Source organism: Candidatus Methylomirabilota bacterium (genome assembly GCA_035315345.1).
In the GTDB taxonomy this organism is placed as follows: Bacteria; Methylomirabilota; Methylomirabilia; order Rokubacteriales; family CSP1-6; genus CAMLFJ01.
Genome location: DATFYA010000095.1, coordinates 1 through 14,193, shown reverse-complemented (window position 1 = coordinate 14,193; position 14,193 = coordinate 1). Strand labels below are relative to the sequence as shown.

Below are 14,193 nucleotides of genomic sequence, written 5' to 3'. Positions count from 1 at the left end.
GCGTCTCCCACGGCGGAGCGGCGACGGGCCCGCTCTCGAGGCGATCAGATCTTTTCAATGTTCACCAGGAACGCCTTGAACTCCGGCGTCCGCGAGTTGGCGTCGCCCACGAAGGGGGTCAGCGCGTTGGCGAGCCAGTTGGCCCCCTTGGTCGGATCGCGATCCGCCGCGATGCCCACGAAGCCCCAGTGGATCGGGATACCGATGTGGTAGACCTTCTTGCCGCCCACCGTCAGCGCGCCCAGGCGCTTCGTGACGATGGCCGCGACCTCGAGCCGGCCGCGCTTGGACGACACCCGTACCCGGTCGCCGCTCACGATGCCCTTTTCGCGGGCCAGCTCATCGGGCACCTCCACGAAGGGGTAGGGCTGGAGCTGGGTCAGATACGGCACGTGCTGGGTGATGAAGTGCTCGTGCTCGGTCAGGCGGTAGCTCGTCGCGATGTACGGGTAGTCCGCGGCGGTGCCGAAGCGGCTCTCGCGTCCGGCCGCCTTGTCGTAGAGATAGGCCACCGGCGACTCCGACTGGCTCGGGTGCAGCGGGTTCTGGATCGGCGATTCCATCGGCTCGTAGTGCTCGGGGAACGGCCCGTCGAGCATCGAGGCCGAGAAGAGCCGGCCCACGCCCTCGCCGTTCATGATGAACGGCCCCCACGCCTTCGGGCTGCGCGGCTCCATCGTGGCCGGATAGTCGGGGATATCGCCGGTCCACTTGTGCTGCGAAGGATCCCAGACGATGCCCGGCCGCGTCGGGTCCCAGGGCTTGCCGTCGAGGTCGGCCGAGGCGCGGTTGTACATGACGCGCCGGTTGAGCGGCCAGCTCCAGGCCCAGCCCGGGTAGAAGCCCATGCCGGTCGGGTCGTTCTTGGCCGGGTCCTGGATGCCGGCGCGGCGCGCGGCGAGATTGCCCGCCTCGGGATACGAGCCCGTGTAGATCCAGTCGCCCGCGGTGGTCGTGCCGTCGTCCTTCAGCTTGCTGAAGGTGTCCAGGCGCTGGCCGGTGGTCAGGTCGTAGCCGTTGATCTCCTTGGCGAGCTCTTCCAGCTCCGGCTTGAGCGGGTCCTTGTACGCCAGGGTCAGCGCCATCAGCGGGTCGGGGAACTTCCCGCCCTGCTGCTGGTAGAGCTTCTTCACCCGATCGAAGAGCTCGGCCATCACCCAGTGGTCGTGCCGGGCCTCGCCCTCCGGCGGGATCACCTGCTCCTTCCACTGCGACCAGCGGCCGCTGTTCACGAAGGAGCCGTCCTTCTCGATCCAGTGGGTGCACGGCACCATGAAGACCTCGGTCTGGATCGACTTGGGATCCACGCCCGGCCGCCGCCAGAACTCCGAGCTGGTGGTGGGCAGCGCGTCCATGACCACCAGCCACTTGAGGTTGGCGAGGGCCTGCATGACCTGGTTGGAGTCCGGGCCGATGCTGGTGGCGGTCATGCCGGACAGGATCACGCCCTGCATCTTCTTCTTGAGCGCCTGGTCGTAGATGGTGATCCACGACGAGTTGGTGGCCGGCTTGGGGATGAAGTCGAACGCGTACTCATTCTCGGGCTTGGTGTGGTCGCCGTACCACGTCTTGAGCAGGCTCACCATGAAGTTGCGGTAGTTGGTCCCGAAAAAGTTCCAGGAGTTGGCGTCGAACTTCTTCGGGGCGCTCTGCGAGACGTAGTCGTTGAGGTTCTTCTGACCGGGCGCGGGAATGCGCAGATACCCGGGCAGGATCTCCCAGGAGATGGCGTGGTCGGTGTTGCCCTGGATGTTGGCGTGGCCGCGCTCGGCGTTCATGCCCCCGCCCGGCCGTCCCATGTTGCCCAGGAGCAGCTGCAGCACCGCCGCGCTGCGGATCAGCTGGCCGCCGGTGGTGTGCTGCGTCAGGCCGACCGCGTACACGATCGTCATGACCTTGTCGGGCCGTCCGCACTCCCCGACGATCTTGGCGATCTCGAGGAACTGATCAGCGGGAATGCCGGTGACCGAGGACACGACCTCGGGGGTGTAGCGCGCGTAGTGCTTGCGCATCAGCTGGAACACCGAGCGCGGGTGCTCGAGCTGCATGTCTCGCTTGGCGATGGTCACGCCCGCCCCGACCTTCTCGCCCTCGCCCGCCCCGCCCTGAGCCTTACCGCCTTCGGTCCCCCCCGGGCCTTGCCCGGGCTGGACGGGCCCGTGGGCGTGGGCGCCGATCTCCTGCTTCATGCGCCCGGACGCCGCCCCGGTGTCGCCCTCGTAGGCCCAGGTCGACGTATCGTAGATCCGCTTGGCCGGATCGTAGCCGCTGAAGAGTCCGTCGTTGAAGCCGTACCCGTCCTTCACGATGAAGGAGGCGTTGGTGTAGTTGCGCACGTACTCGTGGTGGATGAGGTTGTTCTCCAGCACGTAGCTGATGAGCCCGCCGAAGAAGGCGACGTCGGTGCCGGTGCGGATCCGAGCGTGCATGTCGGCCACCGCGGACGTCCGGGTGAACCGAGGGTCGACATGGATGATCTTGGCCCCGCCGCCCTGCCCGATCCCGCGCTTGGGGTCGAGCTTGGCCTTCATGAACCACTGGAAGCCCACCGGATGCGCCTCCGCCGGATTGGCGCCGTTGATGAGGATGACGTCGGTGTTCTTGATGTCCCGCCAGTGGTTCGTCATCGCGCCCCGCCCGAATGTGGCCGCCAGACTGACGACCGTGGGGCCGTGTCAGACTCGGGCCTGCTGTTCTATGAAGACCGTCCCGAGGCTGCGCATGATCTTGGTCGCGAAGTAGCCCTCTTCGCTGCTGAAGGCGGCGCCGCCCGCGAAGGCGATGCCCTCGCAGCGGTTGACGATGTTGCCGCTGGCGTCCTGGGTCACGAACGTCGCGTCGCGCGACTCCTTGATCCGCTGGGCCATGCGGTCCAGCATCTGGTCCCAGCTGATCTCCTGCCAGTGATCGGTCCCGGGCGCCCGGTAGCGCGGCTTCTCCACCCGGCGGCTGCTCACCGCCAGCTGCATGGCCGTCGCCCCCTTCGGACAGAGGCGGCCTTCGTTGACCGGGCTGTCCGGATCGCCTTCGATCTGCACGATCCGGGTCTTGCCCGCGCCGTCCGTCCGGGTGTAGGCGAGCATCGAGCATCCCACCGCGCAGTAGGGGCAGAGCGAGTGGGCGACCTTGGCCCCCGCGATGCGGAACGTCTGCTTGACCTCGACGGCGGCCGCGGTGTCGAAGCCGAGGGTGGTGACGCCGACGGCGGCCCCGGCAGAGGCGGCGCCGACCTTGAGAAAATCACGACGGGTGACTTGCAACATGGATGACGTCTCCTTGCGCGCGTCCGGCGCGCCCGACCGGCCGGGCGTCGTCATCACGCCGGCTCCAGCAGCGCGGTCGTCACTCGATGAGCTCCCGCATAGACGTTGAAGCCACCGCCCCGGAGGAACCCGACCAGGGTCATGCCGGCGGCCTGGGCCAACTGCACCGCCATGCTGGAGGGCGCCGAGACCGCGGCGACGACGGGGATACGCGCGCTCCACGCCTTCTGCATGATCTCGAAGCTCGCCCGGCCGCTCACCATGAGGATGCAGTCTGCGAGCGGGAAGTCCCCGGTCCGCAGCATGTGTCCCACGACCTTGTCGACCGCGTTGTGCCGCCCCACGTCCTCGCGCAGGACCAGCAGCCGGCCCTCGAGATCGAACAGCGCCGCCGCGTGAAGGCCACCGGTGCGCTGGAAGGTCGGCTGCGCGGCGGCCAGGGTCGCGGCGATCCGGGGGAACAGCGCGGGGGCCACCGTGGCCGTCGAGACCAGCGGAGCGGTGGCGGTGCGGATCGCCTCGATCGAGACCTTCCCACACACGCCGCACGCCGACGACGAGACCAGGCTGCGCCGGAGGCGCTCGCGCGCGACGTGGAGATCGGCCTTCAGGATCACGTTGATCACGTTCCCGGCGTCGGGCTTCCCGTCCGGACCGCGGTAGTGGCCGATGACGTCGATGCTCTCGGCCGAGCGAATGACGCCCTCGGCGTGCAGGAGCCCGGCGACCAGATCCTCGTCGTGCCCGGGGGTGCGCATCGTGACCGTGAACGCCATCCCGCCCAGCCGGATCTCCAATGGCTCTTCGACCGCCAGGTGATCGGGCGCCTCGGTGGCCGCGTCGTCGCGAATCTTCAACACCGACAGCGGTACCGCGGCGGCGCCGGGGGTAACGTCGAGGACAATCTCTGGGCTCATGGGCATCTTCCTGGGAGTCATCCCACTGCGGATGATGACCGGGGATATGGGGCAGCAAGTGACATGCCGCGCGTTCGGCCGAATGAAGGAAGTCAAATTCGCACGATCGACGACGCGGCGAGTCTGCTGAGGAGAGCTCCCGAGTCAACTCTACCGAGAAGATTCGACCGTGAAGACGGCGGCGCCCGTGTGGCCTCTTCGGGCCTCCCGCTCGGCCGGGCGCGGTCGGCCCGCGCTGTGGTACCCTAGCCGCCGCTCGCTGAATCGCCGGCGGGCAACCATCACGTCGCACAACCGCTTTCGAGGGAGGAGACCCATGCCGATCAAGATCGGTGACCGCGTGCCGGATGGCACGCTCACGGAGTTCATCGAGCAGGAGACCCCGGGCTGCACCGTTGGCCCCAACGCGTTCCAGGTGTCGGATCTGACCAAGGGCAAGAAGATCGTGGTGTTCGGGCTGCCCGGGGCCTTCACGCCCACCTGCTCCGCCAAGCACGTGCCGAGCTACGTCACCAACATCGACAAGCTCCGAGGCAAGGGCATCGACGAGGTCTGGTGCGTGTCGGTCAACGACGCCTTCGTCATGGGCGCGTGGGCCAAGGACCAGAAGAGCGGCGGCAAGGTGCGCATGATGGCCGACGGCAGCGCCGCGCTCACCAAGGCGATGGGCCTCGAGATGGATCTCACCGCCCGCGGCATGGGGGTACGCTCCCAGCGGTACTCGATGCTGGTGGACGACGGGGTGGTGAAGGCGCTCAACGTCGAGGCGCCCGGCAAGTTCGAGGTGAGCGACGCCGACACGATGCTCAAGCAGCTCGCCTAGCGACCGCCGCATGGCGGACGTCTTCGACGTCCTGATCGTGGGCGGCGGCGCCGCCGGTTACACCGCCGGCCTCTTCGCCGCCCGCGATCGCTGCCGCGCCCTCCTGATCGAGAAGTTCACCGCGGGCGGGCAGGTGCTCAACTGCGAGCACATCACGAACTTCCCGGGCTTCCCGCAAGGCGTCGCCGGCTACACCCTGGGCCCCGCCCTGCAAGAGCAGGCCACCGCGGCCGGCCTGCAGGTCGCCATGAACGAGGTCACCGCGGTGCGCCGCGCAGACGACCTGCTGCAGGTGGACACCGACGGCGGCTCCCACGTCGGCCGCGCCCTGATCGTGGCGAGCGGCTCGCGCTTCACCACGCTCGGTGTTCCCGGCGAGGAGGCGTTCGTGGGCCGCGGCCTCTCCCACTGCGCCTCGTGCGACGGCTCCTTCTTCATGCAGAAGCCGGTGGTCGTGGTGGGTGGAGGCGACGCGGCGGTGGACGAGGCGCTGCACCTGACCCAGTACGCCTCGTCGATCACGGTGGTGCACCGCCGCGACACCCTGCGCGCGTGCGCCAGCCTGCAGGAGCGCGGACGCCGCGAGGGCAAGATCTCGTTCCGCTGGAACACGGTGGTTCGCGCCATCGAGGGCGGCGACGGCGTCGAGCGCGTGCAGGTCGCCGACGTCGGCACCGGCCGGAACGCCACCATCCCGGCCAGCGGCGTCTTCATCTACGCCGGACTCACGCCGAACACCGGCTTCCTGGGCTGCCTGGCGCCGCTCGATGCGCGCGGTCAGATCGTGACCGATCGCTGGATGCGCACCCGCGTGCCCGGGCTGCTCGCCGCGGGCGACGTGCGCGCCGAGTCCGCGCGTCAGCTCGTGACCGCGGCGGGCGACGGGGCCACCGCGGCGCTGGCCGCGGTGCGGTATCTCCGCGACGGCCATTGGCCGGCGGAGGCCTGATCCCTCCACCGCGAGGCCGCGACGAGTCTCAGGCGGGGGTGAGCACGCGCCCGGACGGCACCGCGTGGTATCCCGTCTCGTCCATCACGACGTGGCCGTTGACGATCACGTAGGGAATGCCGATCGGGTAGCGGTGCGGATCGGGGAAGGTGGCCGCGTCGCTGACGGTGGCCGGATCGAACAGCGTCACGTCCGCGGCGCGACCGGCCTGCAGGAGCCCGCGGTCCTTCAGCCCGAGCTTGGTCGCGGCCATGCCGGTCATCTTGTGCACCGCGGTCTCCCAGGAGAAGAGCCGCTTCTCGCGGCAGTAGACCCCGAGCACCCGCGGGAACGTCCCGTAGCTCCGCGGGTGCGGCTTGCCGGGATGGGGCCCGGCTCCCGCGTGCAGCGACAGCGAGTCGGAGCCGACCATGGTGTGGGCGTAGGACAGCGCGGTGCCCACGTTGTCCTCGCTCTGCGAGAACACCACCATCGAGACGCCGGCACGCTCCTCCAGCACCAGGTCCATCATGGCCTGCGCCGGCTCCTTGCCGGTGCGCCGGGCCAGCTCCGCGAGGTGGATGCCGGCCAGCTCCGGCCTCGAGCACGTGGCGATCATGATCTCGTCCCAGCCCATGCCGCCCGAGCCGGTGCGCCAGCGCTCGCCGTCCACCAGGCAGTCGCCGATCGCGCGCTGCCGCGCCTTCGGATCGGTGAGACGCTCGAGCAGCTTGCCGATGCCGCCGTCGTGCATCCAGGCCGGCAGGAGGTTGTCCATCTTGGTGCTGCCCGCCGGGTAGGGATAGACGTCGCCGGTCACGTCCACCCCGCGCGCGCGGGCGCCGTCGATCAGGCGGAGGACGCGATCCATCTTGCCCCAGTTCTCGCGGCCGGAGGCCTTCACGTGCGCGATCTGCACCGGCACGCCGCCCAGCTCACCGATGCGGATGGCCTCCTCGGCGGCCTGCTCCAGCGTGGCCGCCTCGCCGCGAATGTGCGAGAAGTAGAGGCCGCGCCGCGTCGCCATGCTGCGCGCGAGTGACACCAGCTCGTCGGTGCTGCCGTAGACGCTTGGCGCGTAGACGAGGCCGGTGGAGAAGCCGAAGGCCCCCGCGTCGAGCGCCTCCGCGAGCAGCCGCTCCATGCCCCGCTGCTCGTCCGGTGTCACCGGCCGGGCGTCGGGGCCCACCGCGGCCAGGCGCAGGGCGCCGTGGCCGACGAACTGTGCGATGTTGACGGTGGGGCCAAGCCCGCGCAGGTGATCGAGATACTCGCCGAAGCTGTTCCAGGTGATCGGGATCTTGCCCCCGATGCCGCCCGCCCACTCCTGCACCAGCCCCGCCCGACCCGGAGCGACCGGCGCCGGCGAGAAGCTGCACATGCCGACCACCTCGGTGGTCACGCCCTGGCGCACCTTGGACTCCGCCGACGGGCACTTGTCGTAGACCAGGTCCGAGTGCGAATGGGCGTCGATGAAGCCGGGCGCCACCATGAGCCCGGTGGCGTCGATGACCCGCGCGGCCTCGCCGGACAGGCCGGGACCCACCGCCGCGATGCGCTCGCCCTCCAGCGCCACGTCGGCCGCGCGGGCGGGCCCCCCGCTGCCGTCCACCACCGTGCCGTTCCGGATCAGGAGCGACCAGGCCATGACGCTACTGAGCGGCCTCCACGATCTTCACCGACTTCATCTTGTCGCCGACACGGATCTTGTCGACCACCTCCATGCCGGACGTCACCTTGCCGAAGACGGTGTACTGGCCGTCGAGGAAGTGCGCGGGCGCCAGCGTGATGTAGAACTGGCTGCCCGCCGAGTTCGGGGCCTGGGTGCGCGCCATCGCGACCGCGCCGCGGGCGTGCTGCTGCTTGTTGAACTCGTCCTTGATCGTGTAGCCGGGGCCGCCGGTGCCGTTGCCCTTGGGATCGCCCCCCTGCACCACGAAGCCGGGCTCCACCCGATGGAAGGTCACCCCGTCGTAGAAGCCCTTCTTGGCCAGCGTGACGAAGTTCTCGACCGTCTTGGGGGCGTCGTCCGGGAAGAACTCGATCGCGATCTCGCCGCCCTTCTCCATGGTGATGACGGCACTCTGTTTCACCTTTTTGCCTCCCTTGGGAGCGTCCTTGGTGGGTGCGTCCTTGCCGGCGGGTGCGCCGGGCTGCTGAGCCCCGGCCGGAGCGAGCATAACGAGCGCGGCGAGCGCGATGGCGAGCATGCCGATGCCGGTACGAGCCTTCACGAGTAGGCCTCCTTGACGTGGCAACACGGGATGGACGCGTCATTATGCCCCACCGCTCGCTGGTTCGCTACCGCATCCATGGTAGAGTTGATGCCATGTCGCAGCGCTCCGATATCAGACCCGATATCAGACCCGATATCAGACCCGATATCAGAAATGTCGCCATCATCGCCCACGTCGACCACGGCAAGACCACCCTGGTCGACGCCATGCTGTGGCAGTCGGGCATCTTCCGCGCCAACGAGCACGTGGCCGAGCGGGTCATGGACTCGATCGATCTGGAGCGGGAGAAGGGCATCACGATCATGGCCAAGAACACGGCCATCCACTACCAGGGCGTGAAGATCAACATCGTGGACACGCCCGGCCACGCCGACTTCGGGGGCGAGGTCGAGCGCACCCTGACCCTGGTGGACGGCGTGCTCCTGCTGGTGGACGCCGCCGAAGGCCCTCTGCCCCAGACGCGCTTCGTGCTGAAGAAGGCCCTCGAGGCCAACCTGACCCCGGTGGTGGTGATCAACAAGATCGATCGCCAGGACGCGCGGGCCGCCCAGGTGCTGGACGAGGTCTACGACCTCTTCATCGACCTCGACGCGGCGGAGGATCAGCTCGAATTCCCGGTGCTGTACACCGACGCCCGCAAGGGCATCGCCAAGCTCGCGCTCACCGACGAGTCGAAGACGCTCGCCCCGCTCTTCGACACCCTGATCGCCACCATCCCGCCGCCCCGGTTCGAGGAGGGCCACGGCCTCCAGCTGCGCGCCGCCTCGCTCGACTGGGACGACTACGTGGGCCGGCTCATCATCGGCCGCATCGTCAACGGCAAGGTCCGCCAGTACGACCGGGTGGCGGTGGCGCACCGCGACGGCAGCGTCGAGCACGCCAAGATCACGGTGCTCTATGGTTACGAGGGGCTCAAGCGCGTCGAGGTACCGGAGGCGGGCGCGGGCGACATCGTGGCGGTGGCCGGCATCGAGAGCATGGAGATCGGCGAGACCATCGCGGATCCCGACAAGCCGGTGGCCCTGCCGGTCATGCGCATCGACGAGCCCACCGTGGCCATGCTCTTCTCCTCCAACATCTCGCCCTTCGCGGGCAAGGAGGGCAAGTTCGTCACCTCCACCCAGCTGCGCGAGCGCCTGTGGCGCGAGAAGCGAAGCAACGTGGCGCTGCGCGTGGAGGAGACCGACTCGCCCGATACCTTCAAGGTCTCCGGGCGCGGCGAGCTGCAGCTGGCCATCCTCATCGAGATGATGCGGCGCGAGGGCTTCGAGATGGAGGTCTCCAAGCCCCAGATCATCACCCACGAGGAGGACGGCAAGACCCTCGAGCCGATGGAGCACCTGGTGGTGGACGTGCCCGACGAGTTCATCGGCGCGGTCACCCAGAAGCTCGGCCCGCGCAAGGGGCAGATGGTGAAGATGATCAATCACGGCACCGGGCGCGTGCGGCTCGAGTACCGCATACCTTCCAGAGGGTTGATCGGGTATCGCTCGGAGTTTCTCACCGACACGCGGGGCACCGGGCTGCTCAATCATCTCTTCGACGGGTGGGCCGAGTGGCAGGGCGACATCCCGCACCGGGCCAACGGGGCGATGGTGGCGGACCGGGCCGGCAAGACCACGTCGTACGCGATCGACCACCTGCAGCCGCGCGGCGTGCTCTTTCTGGGGCCGGGCGAGCCGGTCTACGAGGGCCAGGTGGTGGGCGAGAATGCGCGCGACAACGACCTCGACGTGAACATCACCAAGGAGAAGAAGCTCACCAACGTGCGCTCGTCCACCTCGGACGAGGCGGTACGCCTGACCCCTCCGCGCCTGATGAACCTCGAGCAGTCGCTCGAATGGATCCGCGAGGACGAGCTGCTCGAGATCACCCCCAAGTCGATCCGCCTCCGCAAGAAGGCCCTCGGCGGCCGTCGCCGCTTCTAGCCATCCGGCCGCGCCATCCGGCCGGGGTCAGGTCTTGCATTACGACATTTTCAGCGGGACGCCCCCGTCCACTCGGGCGAGCGCCCGGCTGACCGTCACGTAGTGACGCCCGAGGAACCTCGCGACCTCTTTCAGCGAGTAGCCATGCTCACGCACCGCGGTGACCGAGCGCCTGTCCCGGTCGCGGCGAGTCGTCGCCCCGGAAAACAGCCGCTCCAGCGATGGCCGGCCGGCGAAGCGCTGGGCCCGCGGGATCTCGTCGGATCGCCCGGGTGCGGCCATGCGCTCATCCGTGAGGTACATCGGCGCCTCCGCGCCCGCCCTCACCGACTCGAGCCGGGCGACGGCGGCGTCACGGTCATCGCCCAGCCCGGCTTCGATGAACCGCACATAGGCCTGCGCGGCCGCGAGCGGCGATCGTAGCCCCGAGAGCGCCCTCACCCATCCGACCGTCAGGAATCCGGGAGCCGGGGTCTGCCCGGCGGTGGCGCGGAAGCTGCTCCAGACCCAGCCGCGGGGATGCGCGACCAGACCGGCGCGCACCGGATTCAGCACGATGTAGCGGCAGACTTCGTGGAGGTACGACTGACCGTCCACCACGTGGGCGCCGAAGCGCCCCTGCAGCAGATGTCCGCAGCGCTCATGCCGACGATTGAACCCCTGCGTGTAGACGCCGTTGAGCTGGCGCATCGTGGCCGAGAGATTGGCGTCGGGCGTTTCGAGCAGCAGATGGTAGTGGTTGCCCATCAGGCAATACGCATGACAGCGCACGCGATATCGCTCGACCACGGAGGCCAGCACGATCAGAAATCTCGAGCGGTCGGCGTCATCCGCGAAGATCGGCTGACGGTCGTTGCCGCGCGCGGTCACATGGTAGATGCCACCAGGAAACTGCAGCCGGAGCGGACGCGCCATGCGCCGACGCTACCGCTCCGGCTGCCGCGCGCTCAAGTGTGTCGGTCCGAGTACACCCGGGCGGGGAATGCCCCGCTGAAAATGTCGTAATGCAAGACCTGACCCCGGCCTACTTCGGGAGGGCGGCCATGCGGCGGGCCATCTCTTCCATGCTGACGTCTTCCTTGTGGGTGGAGAGGTGCCAGTTGTGGCCGAACGGATCCTTGAGCGTGCCCGAGCGGTCGCCGTAGAACTGATCGGCCACCGGCCGAACCTCGGTGGCGCCGGCATCCAGCGCCTGCTTGAACTGCTTGTCCACGTCGGGCACGTAGAGCAGCAGGGTCACCGGCGAGCCTCCGTAGTGTCCCGGGCCGCGCGCGTCCATCTCGGGATGCTCGTCGGCGAGCATGACCACCGAATCGCCGATGCGCAGCTCGGCGTGGCCGATGCGGTCGTTGGGCGCGGGCATGCGCATGATCTCCTGGGCCTCGAAGGCGCGCTTGTAGAAATCGATGGCCCGCGCCGCCCCGTCCATAACCAGGTAGGGGGTGATTGAATGGTAGCCGTCCGGGATCGCCTTCACCTTCGTCGTCTTGCTCGCGGATGTCTTCGTCGCCATTGGCCCCTCCTTTGGTGTCTCGGGATGATCGGCCGACGCTGGGGGAACGGTCCTCGCCACCCTACACCGGGGATTGGCCGCTTGCCACCCGTCACGCTGCAGCGCCCACCCGTCCACGCTGCGCGGCTAGAGATCGATCGACTCGACCGTGACGTCCATCGCGCGGTCGTCGTCGGCATGACCGAGCAGATCGCGCACGGTGACGCCGGGATGCGGGGGTGCCGACGGATCGAGGAGGAGCCGGTAGAGCCCCGGCTCGGGCAGTAGGAGCGCGCTCTCCGCCGGCTCCGGTACCGCGAGGAGCAGGCTCTCGCTTCCGTCGGCGCCCGTCACCGCGAGGGCGCGATCGGCCGTCCACGAGGCTGCGTCGCCCTGCCCGCGCTCCCGCAGCAGGCGCAGCCGGCGCACGCGCGAGAGCCGCGGCGCCAGTGACGGACCGTCGTAGCGCCATTCCGCACGGTCCGGCGCGCGCGCCGCCGCGGCTCCGCGCTCGGGAGCCAGCGCGTAGACCACGCCGGTCCGCGAGGGATCGAAGAAGGAGCCGAGGAGCGCGCCGGCTGACGGCGCGAGCACTTCGACGTGGAGACGGCACAGGTCGCGGCCGAAGGCCGGCGCCACTCGCGACGACACGCGGACCGGGGCACCGGCGGCCGGGACGATCACCACGCTCGATCGGTAGGCGCCGGGCTCCAGCAGCGAGGTCAGGCCGGGACCGGGCGCGTAGAGCACGTCGCGCCAGGGAGCGAGCAGCGAGCGCAGGAGCGCGCGCTCGGACTCGGGGAGCGTCAGGTCGACGTGGGGAGCCGGCACGCGTTTCGCCGTCCCTCACCCTGCCCTCTCCCCGACGGGGAGAGGGAGACTAGCGGCGGGGGCCGCGGCCGTGGCCGCGCCCGTCGCGCCGGGGACCACCGCCCGCCCGGCTCGGGCTGCCGCCGCGCCCGCCCCCCCGCGCGGCCATCCGCTGGCGCTTCTCCTCCGCGTAGCGACGCCGCTCCTCGCTGGTCGGCTTGATCTCGGGCAGGTAGAGATCGTCCTCGGCCCAGTCGACCGCGATCTTCTGGTTGATGAACTTCTCGATGGGCTCGAGCGCGAGCGCGCCCGCCTCGTCCACGAGGCTGATGGCCTTGCCGGCCGCGCCGGCCCGCGCGGTGCGCCCGATACGGTGCACGTAGTCCTCGGCGTCCTGCGGCAGGTCCCAGTTCACCACGTGGCTCACGCCCTCGATGTGCAAGCCGCGCGAGGCCACGTCGGTGGCGACCAGGATGGGCAGCGCGCCGTCCTTGAAATCGTTCAGGATCTTCAGCCGCTTCTTCTGGTCGACGTCGCCGGTGAGAGCACGGGCCTCCCAGCCGTTGCGGCCGAGGCGGTCCTCGAGCCGGCGCGCCTCCTCGCGGGTGTTGGAGAAGATCAGGATGCGGCTGCCGCCTTCGCGGCGCAGCAGCCCCAGCAGCAGGTTGAATTTCTCCTCACGGCCGACGTGGTAGAGCACCTGCTCGGCCTTCTCCGCGGTCTTCTGCTGGGGGGTGATCGTGATCTGGGACGGGTTGTTCATGAACTCCCAGGTCAGCTCCATCACCCGGAACGACAGGGTGGCCGAGAACAGGAACGACTGGCGCTTCTCCGGCTTGGGCAGCCGCCGCAGGATGAAGCGCAGGTCCGCGATGAAGCCCATGTCGAACATCCGGTCGGCCTCGTCGATGACCAGCACCTCGACGCGCGCCGGCGACCAGATGTGCTGCTTGAGATAGTCGATCAGCCGGCCGGGCGTGCCGACCAGGATGTCGCAGCCCTCGCGCAGCGCCTCGCGCTGCTTGTTGTAGTCGATGCCGCCGTACACCGCGAGGATGCCGAGGCCGGTGTGCGCCCCGAGCAGGCGCGCGTCCGCCTCGATCTGGACCACCAGCTCGCGGGTGGGCGCGATGATCAGCACGCGGGGGGCGGTCGGTCCCGAGCGCGCGGGCGCGGGGTGCCTCAGACACCGGGTGAACGCGGCGATCAGGAAGGCGGCGGTCTTGCCGGTGCCGGTCTGGGACTGGCCGGCCACGTCCTTGCCCCGCAGGGCCAGCGGCAGCGCCGCCTCCTGGATCGGGGTGGTGGTGACGAAGCCCGCGTCGGCGATCCCGCGTCGCACCGGCTCCGGCAGGTCGAGGGCCGCGAACGCGAGGGGATTCATCGTGCGTGGCCCGCTCGGGGCGCCGGCCCCGGCCCGGTCATTTGCGCGCGTCCTCGGCGAGCGCGGGCTTCGGCTTCCGGCGTCCGAAGATGCGCGCCGAGATGATGCCGAGCTCGTAGAGGATGCAGAGCGGCCCGGCCATCAGGCTCTGGTTCACGATGTCGGGCGTGGGGGTCAGGATCGCCGCGATGATGAAGTTGATCAGCACCGCGTACTTGCGGTTCTTGGAGAGGAACTGCGGCGTCACGATCCCCAGCATGGAGAGCAGGGTGATCACCACCGGCAGCTCGAAGACCACCCCGAAGGCCAGCGTGAACTTGATGATGAAGTCGATGTAGCTGGAGATGGTGATCATCGGCTTCAGGCCCTGCTCCTGCCCGAAGTTCACCAGGAAGTTCACCGCGAACGGGA

At 69.2% G+C, this 14,193-nt stretch carries 13 protein-coding genes; 3 read left to right on the top strand and 10 right to left on the bottom strand.

Features of this window, described 5'->3' with window-relative positions; genetic code table 11:
* Positions 1-44: 44 nt before the first annotated feature.
* Genes fdnG through fdhD form a run of 3 tightly spaced genes read right to left on the bottom strand, consistent with a single transcriptional unit; the run spans position 45 to position 4,180 of the window.
* Positions 45-2,627, bottom strand: coding sequence for a formate dehydrogenase-N subunit alpha (gene fdnG, locus VKN16_12555; protein ID HME95033.1), 2,583 nt, complete (start codon positions 2,625-2,627; stop codon positions 45-47).
* Between the two features lie 48 nt (positions 2,628-2,675).
* Positions 2,676-3,263, bottom strand: a complete 588-nt coding sequence (locus VKN16_12550; protein HME95032.1) for a twin-arginine translocation signal domain-containing protein — start codon at positions 3,261-3,263, stop codon at positions 2,676-2,678.
* A 53-nt stretch (positions 3,264-3,316) separates the two neighbouring features.
* Positions 3,317-4,180 (bottom strand): formate dehydrogenase accessory sulfurtransferase FdhD, encoded by an 864-nt coding sequence (fdhD, locus tag VKN16_12545; protein HME95031.1) that lies wholly within the window; start codon positions 4,178-4,180, stop codon positions 3,317-3,319.
* 316 nt (positions 4,181-4,496) lie between these two features.
* On the opposite strand from fdhD, the gene VKN16_12540 reads away from it, so the two are divergent.
* Both VKN16_12540 and VKN16_12535 read left to right on the top strand, forming a co-directional pair.
* Positions 4,497-5,003: a peroxiredoxin gene (locus VKN16_12540; protein ID HME95030.1), complete on the top strand. Its 507-nt coding sequence runs from the start codon at positions 4,497-4,499 to the stop codon at positions 5,001-5,003.
* 10 nt (positions 5,004-5,013) lie between these two features.
* A complete protein-coding gene (locus VKN16_12535; protein HME95029.1) occupies positions 5,014-5,952 on the top strand; it encodes an FAD-dependent oxidoreductase in 939 nt (312 codons plus the stop codon).
* A 28-nt stretch (positions 5,953-5,980) separates the two neighbouring features.
* Here the strand turns inward: VKN16_12535 and VKN16_12530 are convergent, their stop codons facing one another.
* Complete coding sequence (locus tag VKN16_12530; GenBank protein ID HME95028.1) at positions 5,981-7,579, bottom strand: D-aminoacylase; 1,599 nt, start codon at positions 7,577-7,579, stop codon at positions 5,981-5,983.
* Positions 7,580-7,583: 4 nt separating this feature from the next.
* Positions 7,584-8,165 (bottom strand): peptidylprolyl isomerase, encoded by a 582-nt coding sequence (locus tag VKN16_12525; protein HME95027.1) that lies wholly within the window; start codon positions 8,163-8,165, stop codon positions 7,584-7,586.
* A 95-nt stretch (positions 8,166-8,260) separates the two neighbouring features.
* Between VKN16_12525 and typA the strand changes: the two genes are divergently transcribed.
* Positions 8,261-10,096: a translational GTPase TypA gene (typA, locus tag VKN16_12520; GenBank protein HME95026.1), complete on the top strand. Its 1,836-nt coding sequence runs from the start codon at positions 8,261-8,263 to the stop codon at positions 10,094-10,096.
* 39 nt (positions 10,097-10,135) lie between these two features.
* Here typA and VKN16_12515 read toward each other — a convergent pair whose 3' ends face one another.
* From VKN16_12515 to VKN16_12495, 5 genes are all read right to left on the bottom strand, one after another.
* Positions 10,136-11,011: a transposase gene (locus VKN16_12515; protein ID HME95025.1), complete on the bottom strand. Its 876-nt coding sequence runs from the start codon at positions 11,009-11,011 to the stop codon at positions 10,136-10,138.
* A 109-nt stretch (positions 11,012-11,120) separates the two neighbouring features.
* A complete protein-coding gene (locus tag VKN16_12510) occupies positions 11,121-11,609 on the bottom strand; it encodes a VOC family protein (GenBank protein HME95024.1) in 489 nt (162 codons plus the stop codon).
* A 126-nt stretch (positions 11,610-11,735) separates the two neighbouring features.
* Entirely contained in the window at positions 11,736-12,419 is a 684-nt protein-coding gene (locus tag VKN16_12505; protein HME95023.1) for a hypothetical protein, read from the bottom strand.
* Positions 12,420-12,468: 49 nt separating this feature from the next.
* On the bottom strand, positions 12,469-13,782 hold the full coding sequence (locus VKN16_12500; GenBank protein ID HME95022.1) for a DEAD/DEAH box helicase: 1,314 nt from the start codon (positions 13,780-13,782) through the stop codon (positions 12,469-12,471).
* Between the two features lie 37 nt (positions 13,783-13,819).
* On the bottom strand, positions 13,820-14,193 hold a 374-nt coding region (locus VKN16_12495), incomplete at its 5' end, for a twin-arginine translocase subunit TatC (GenBank protein ID HME95021.1).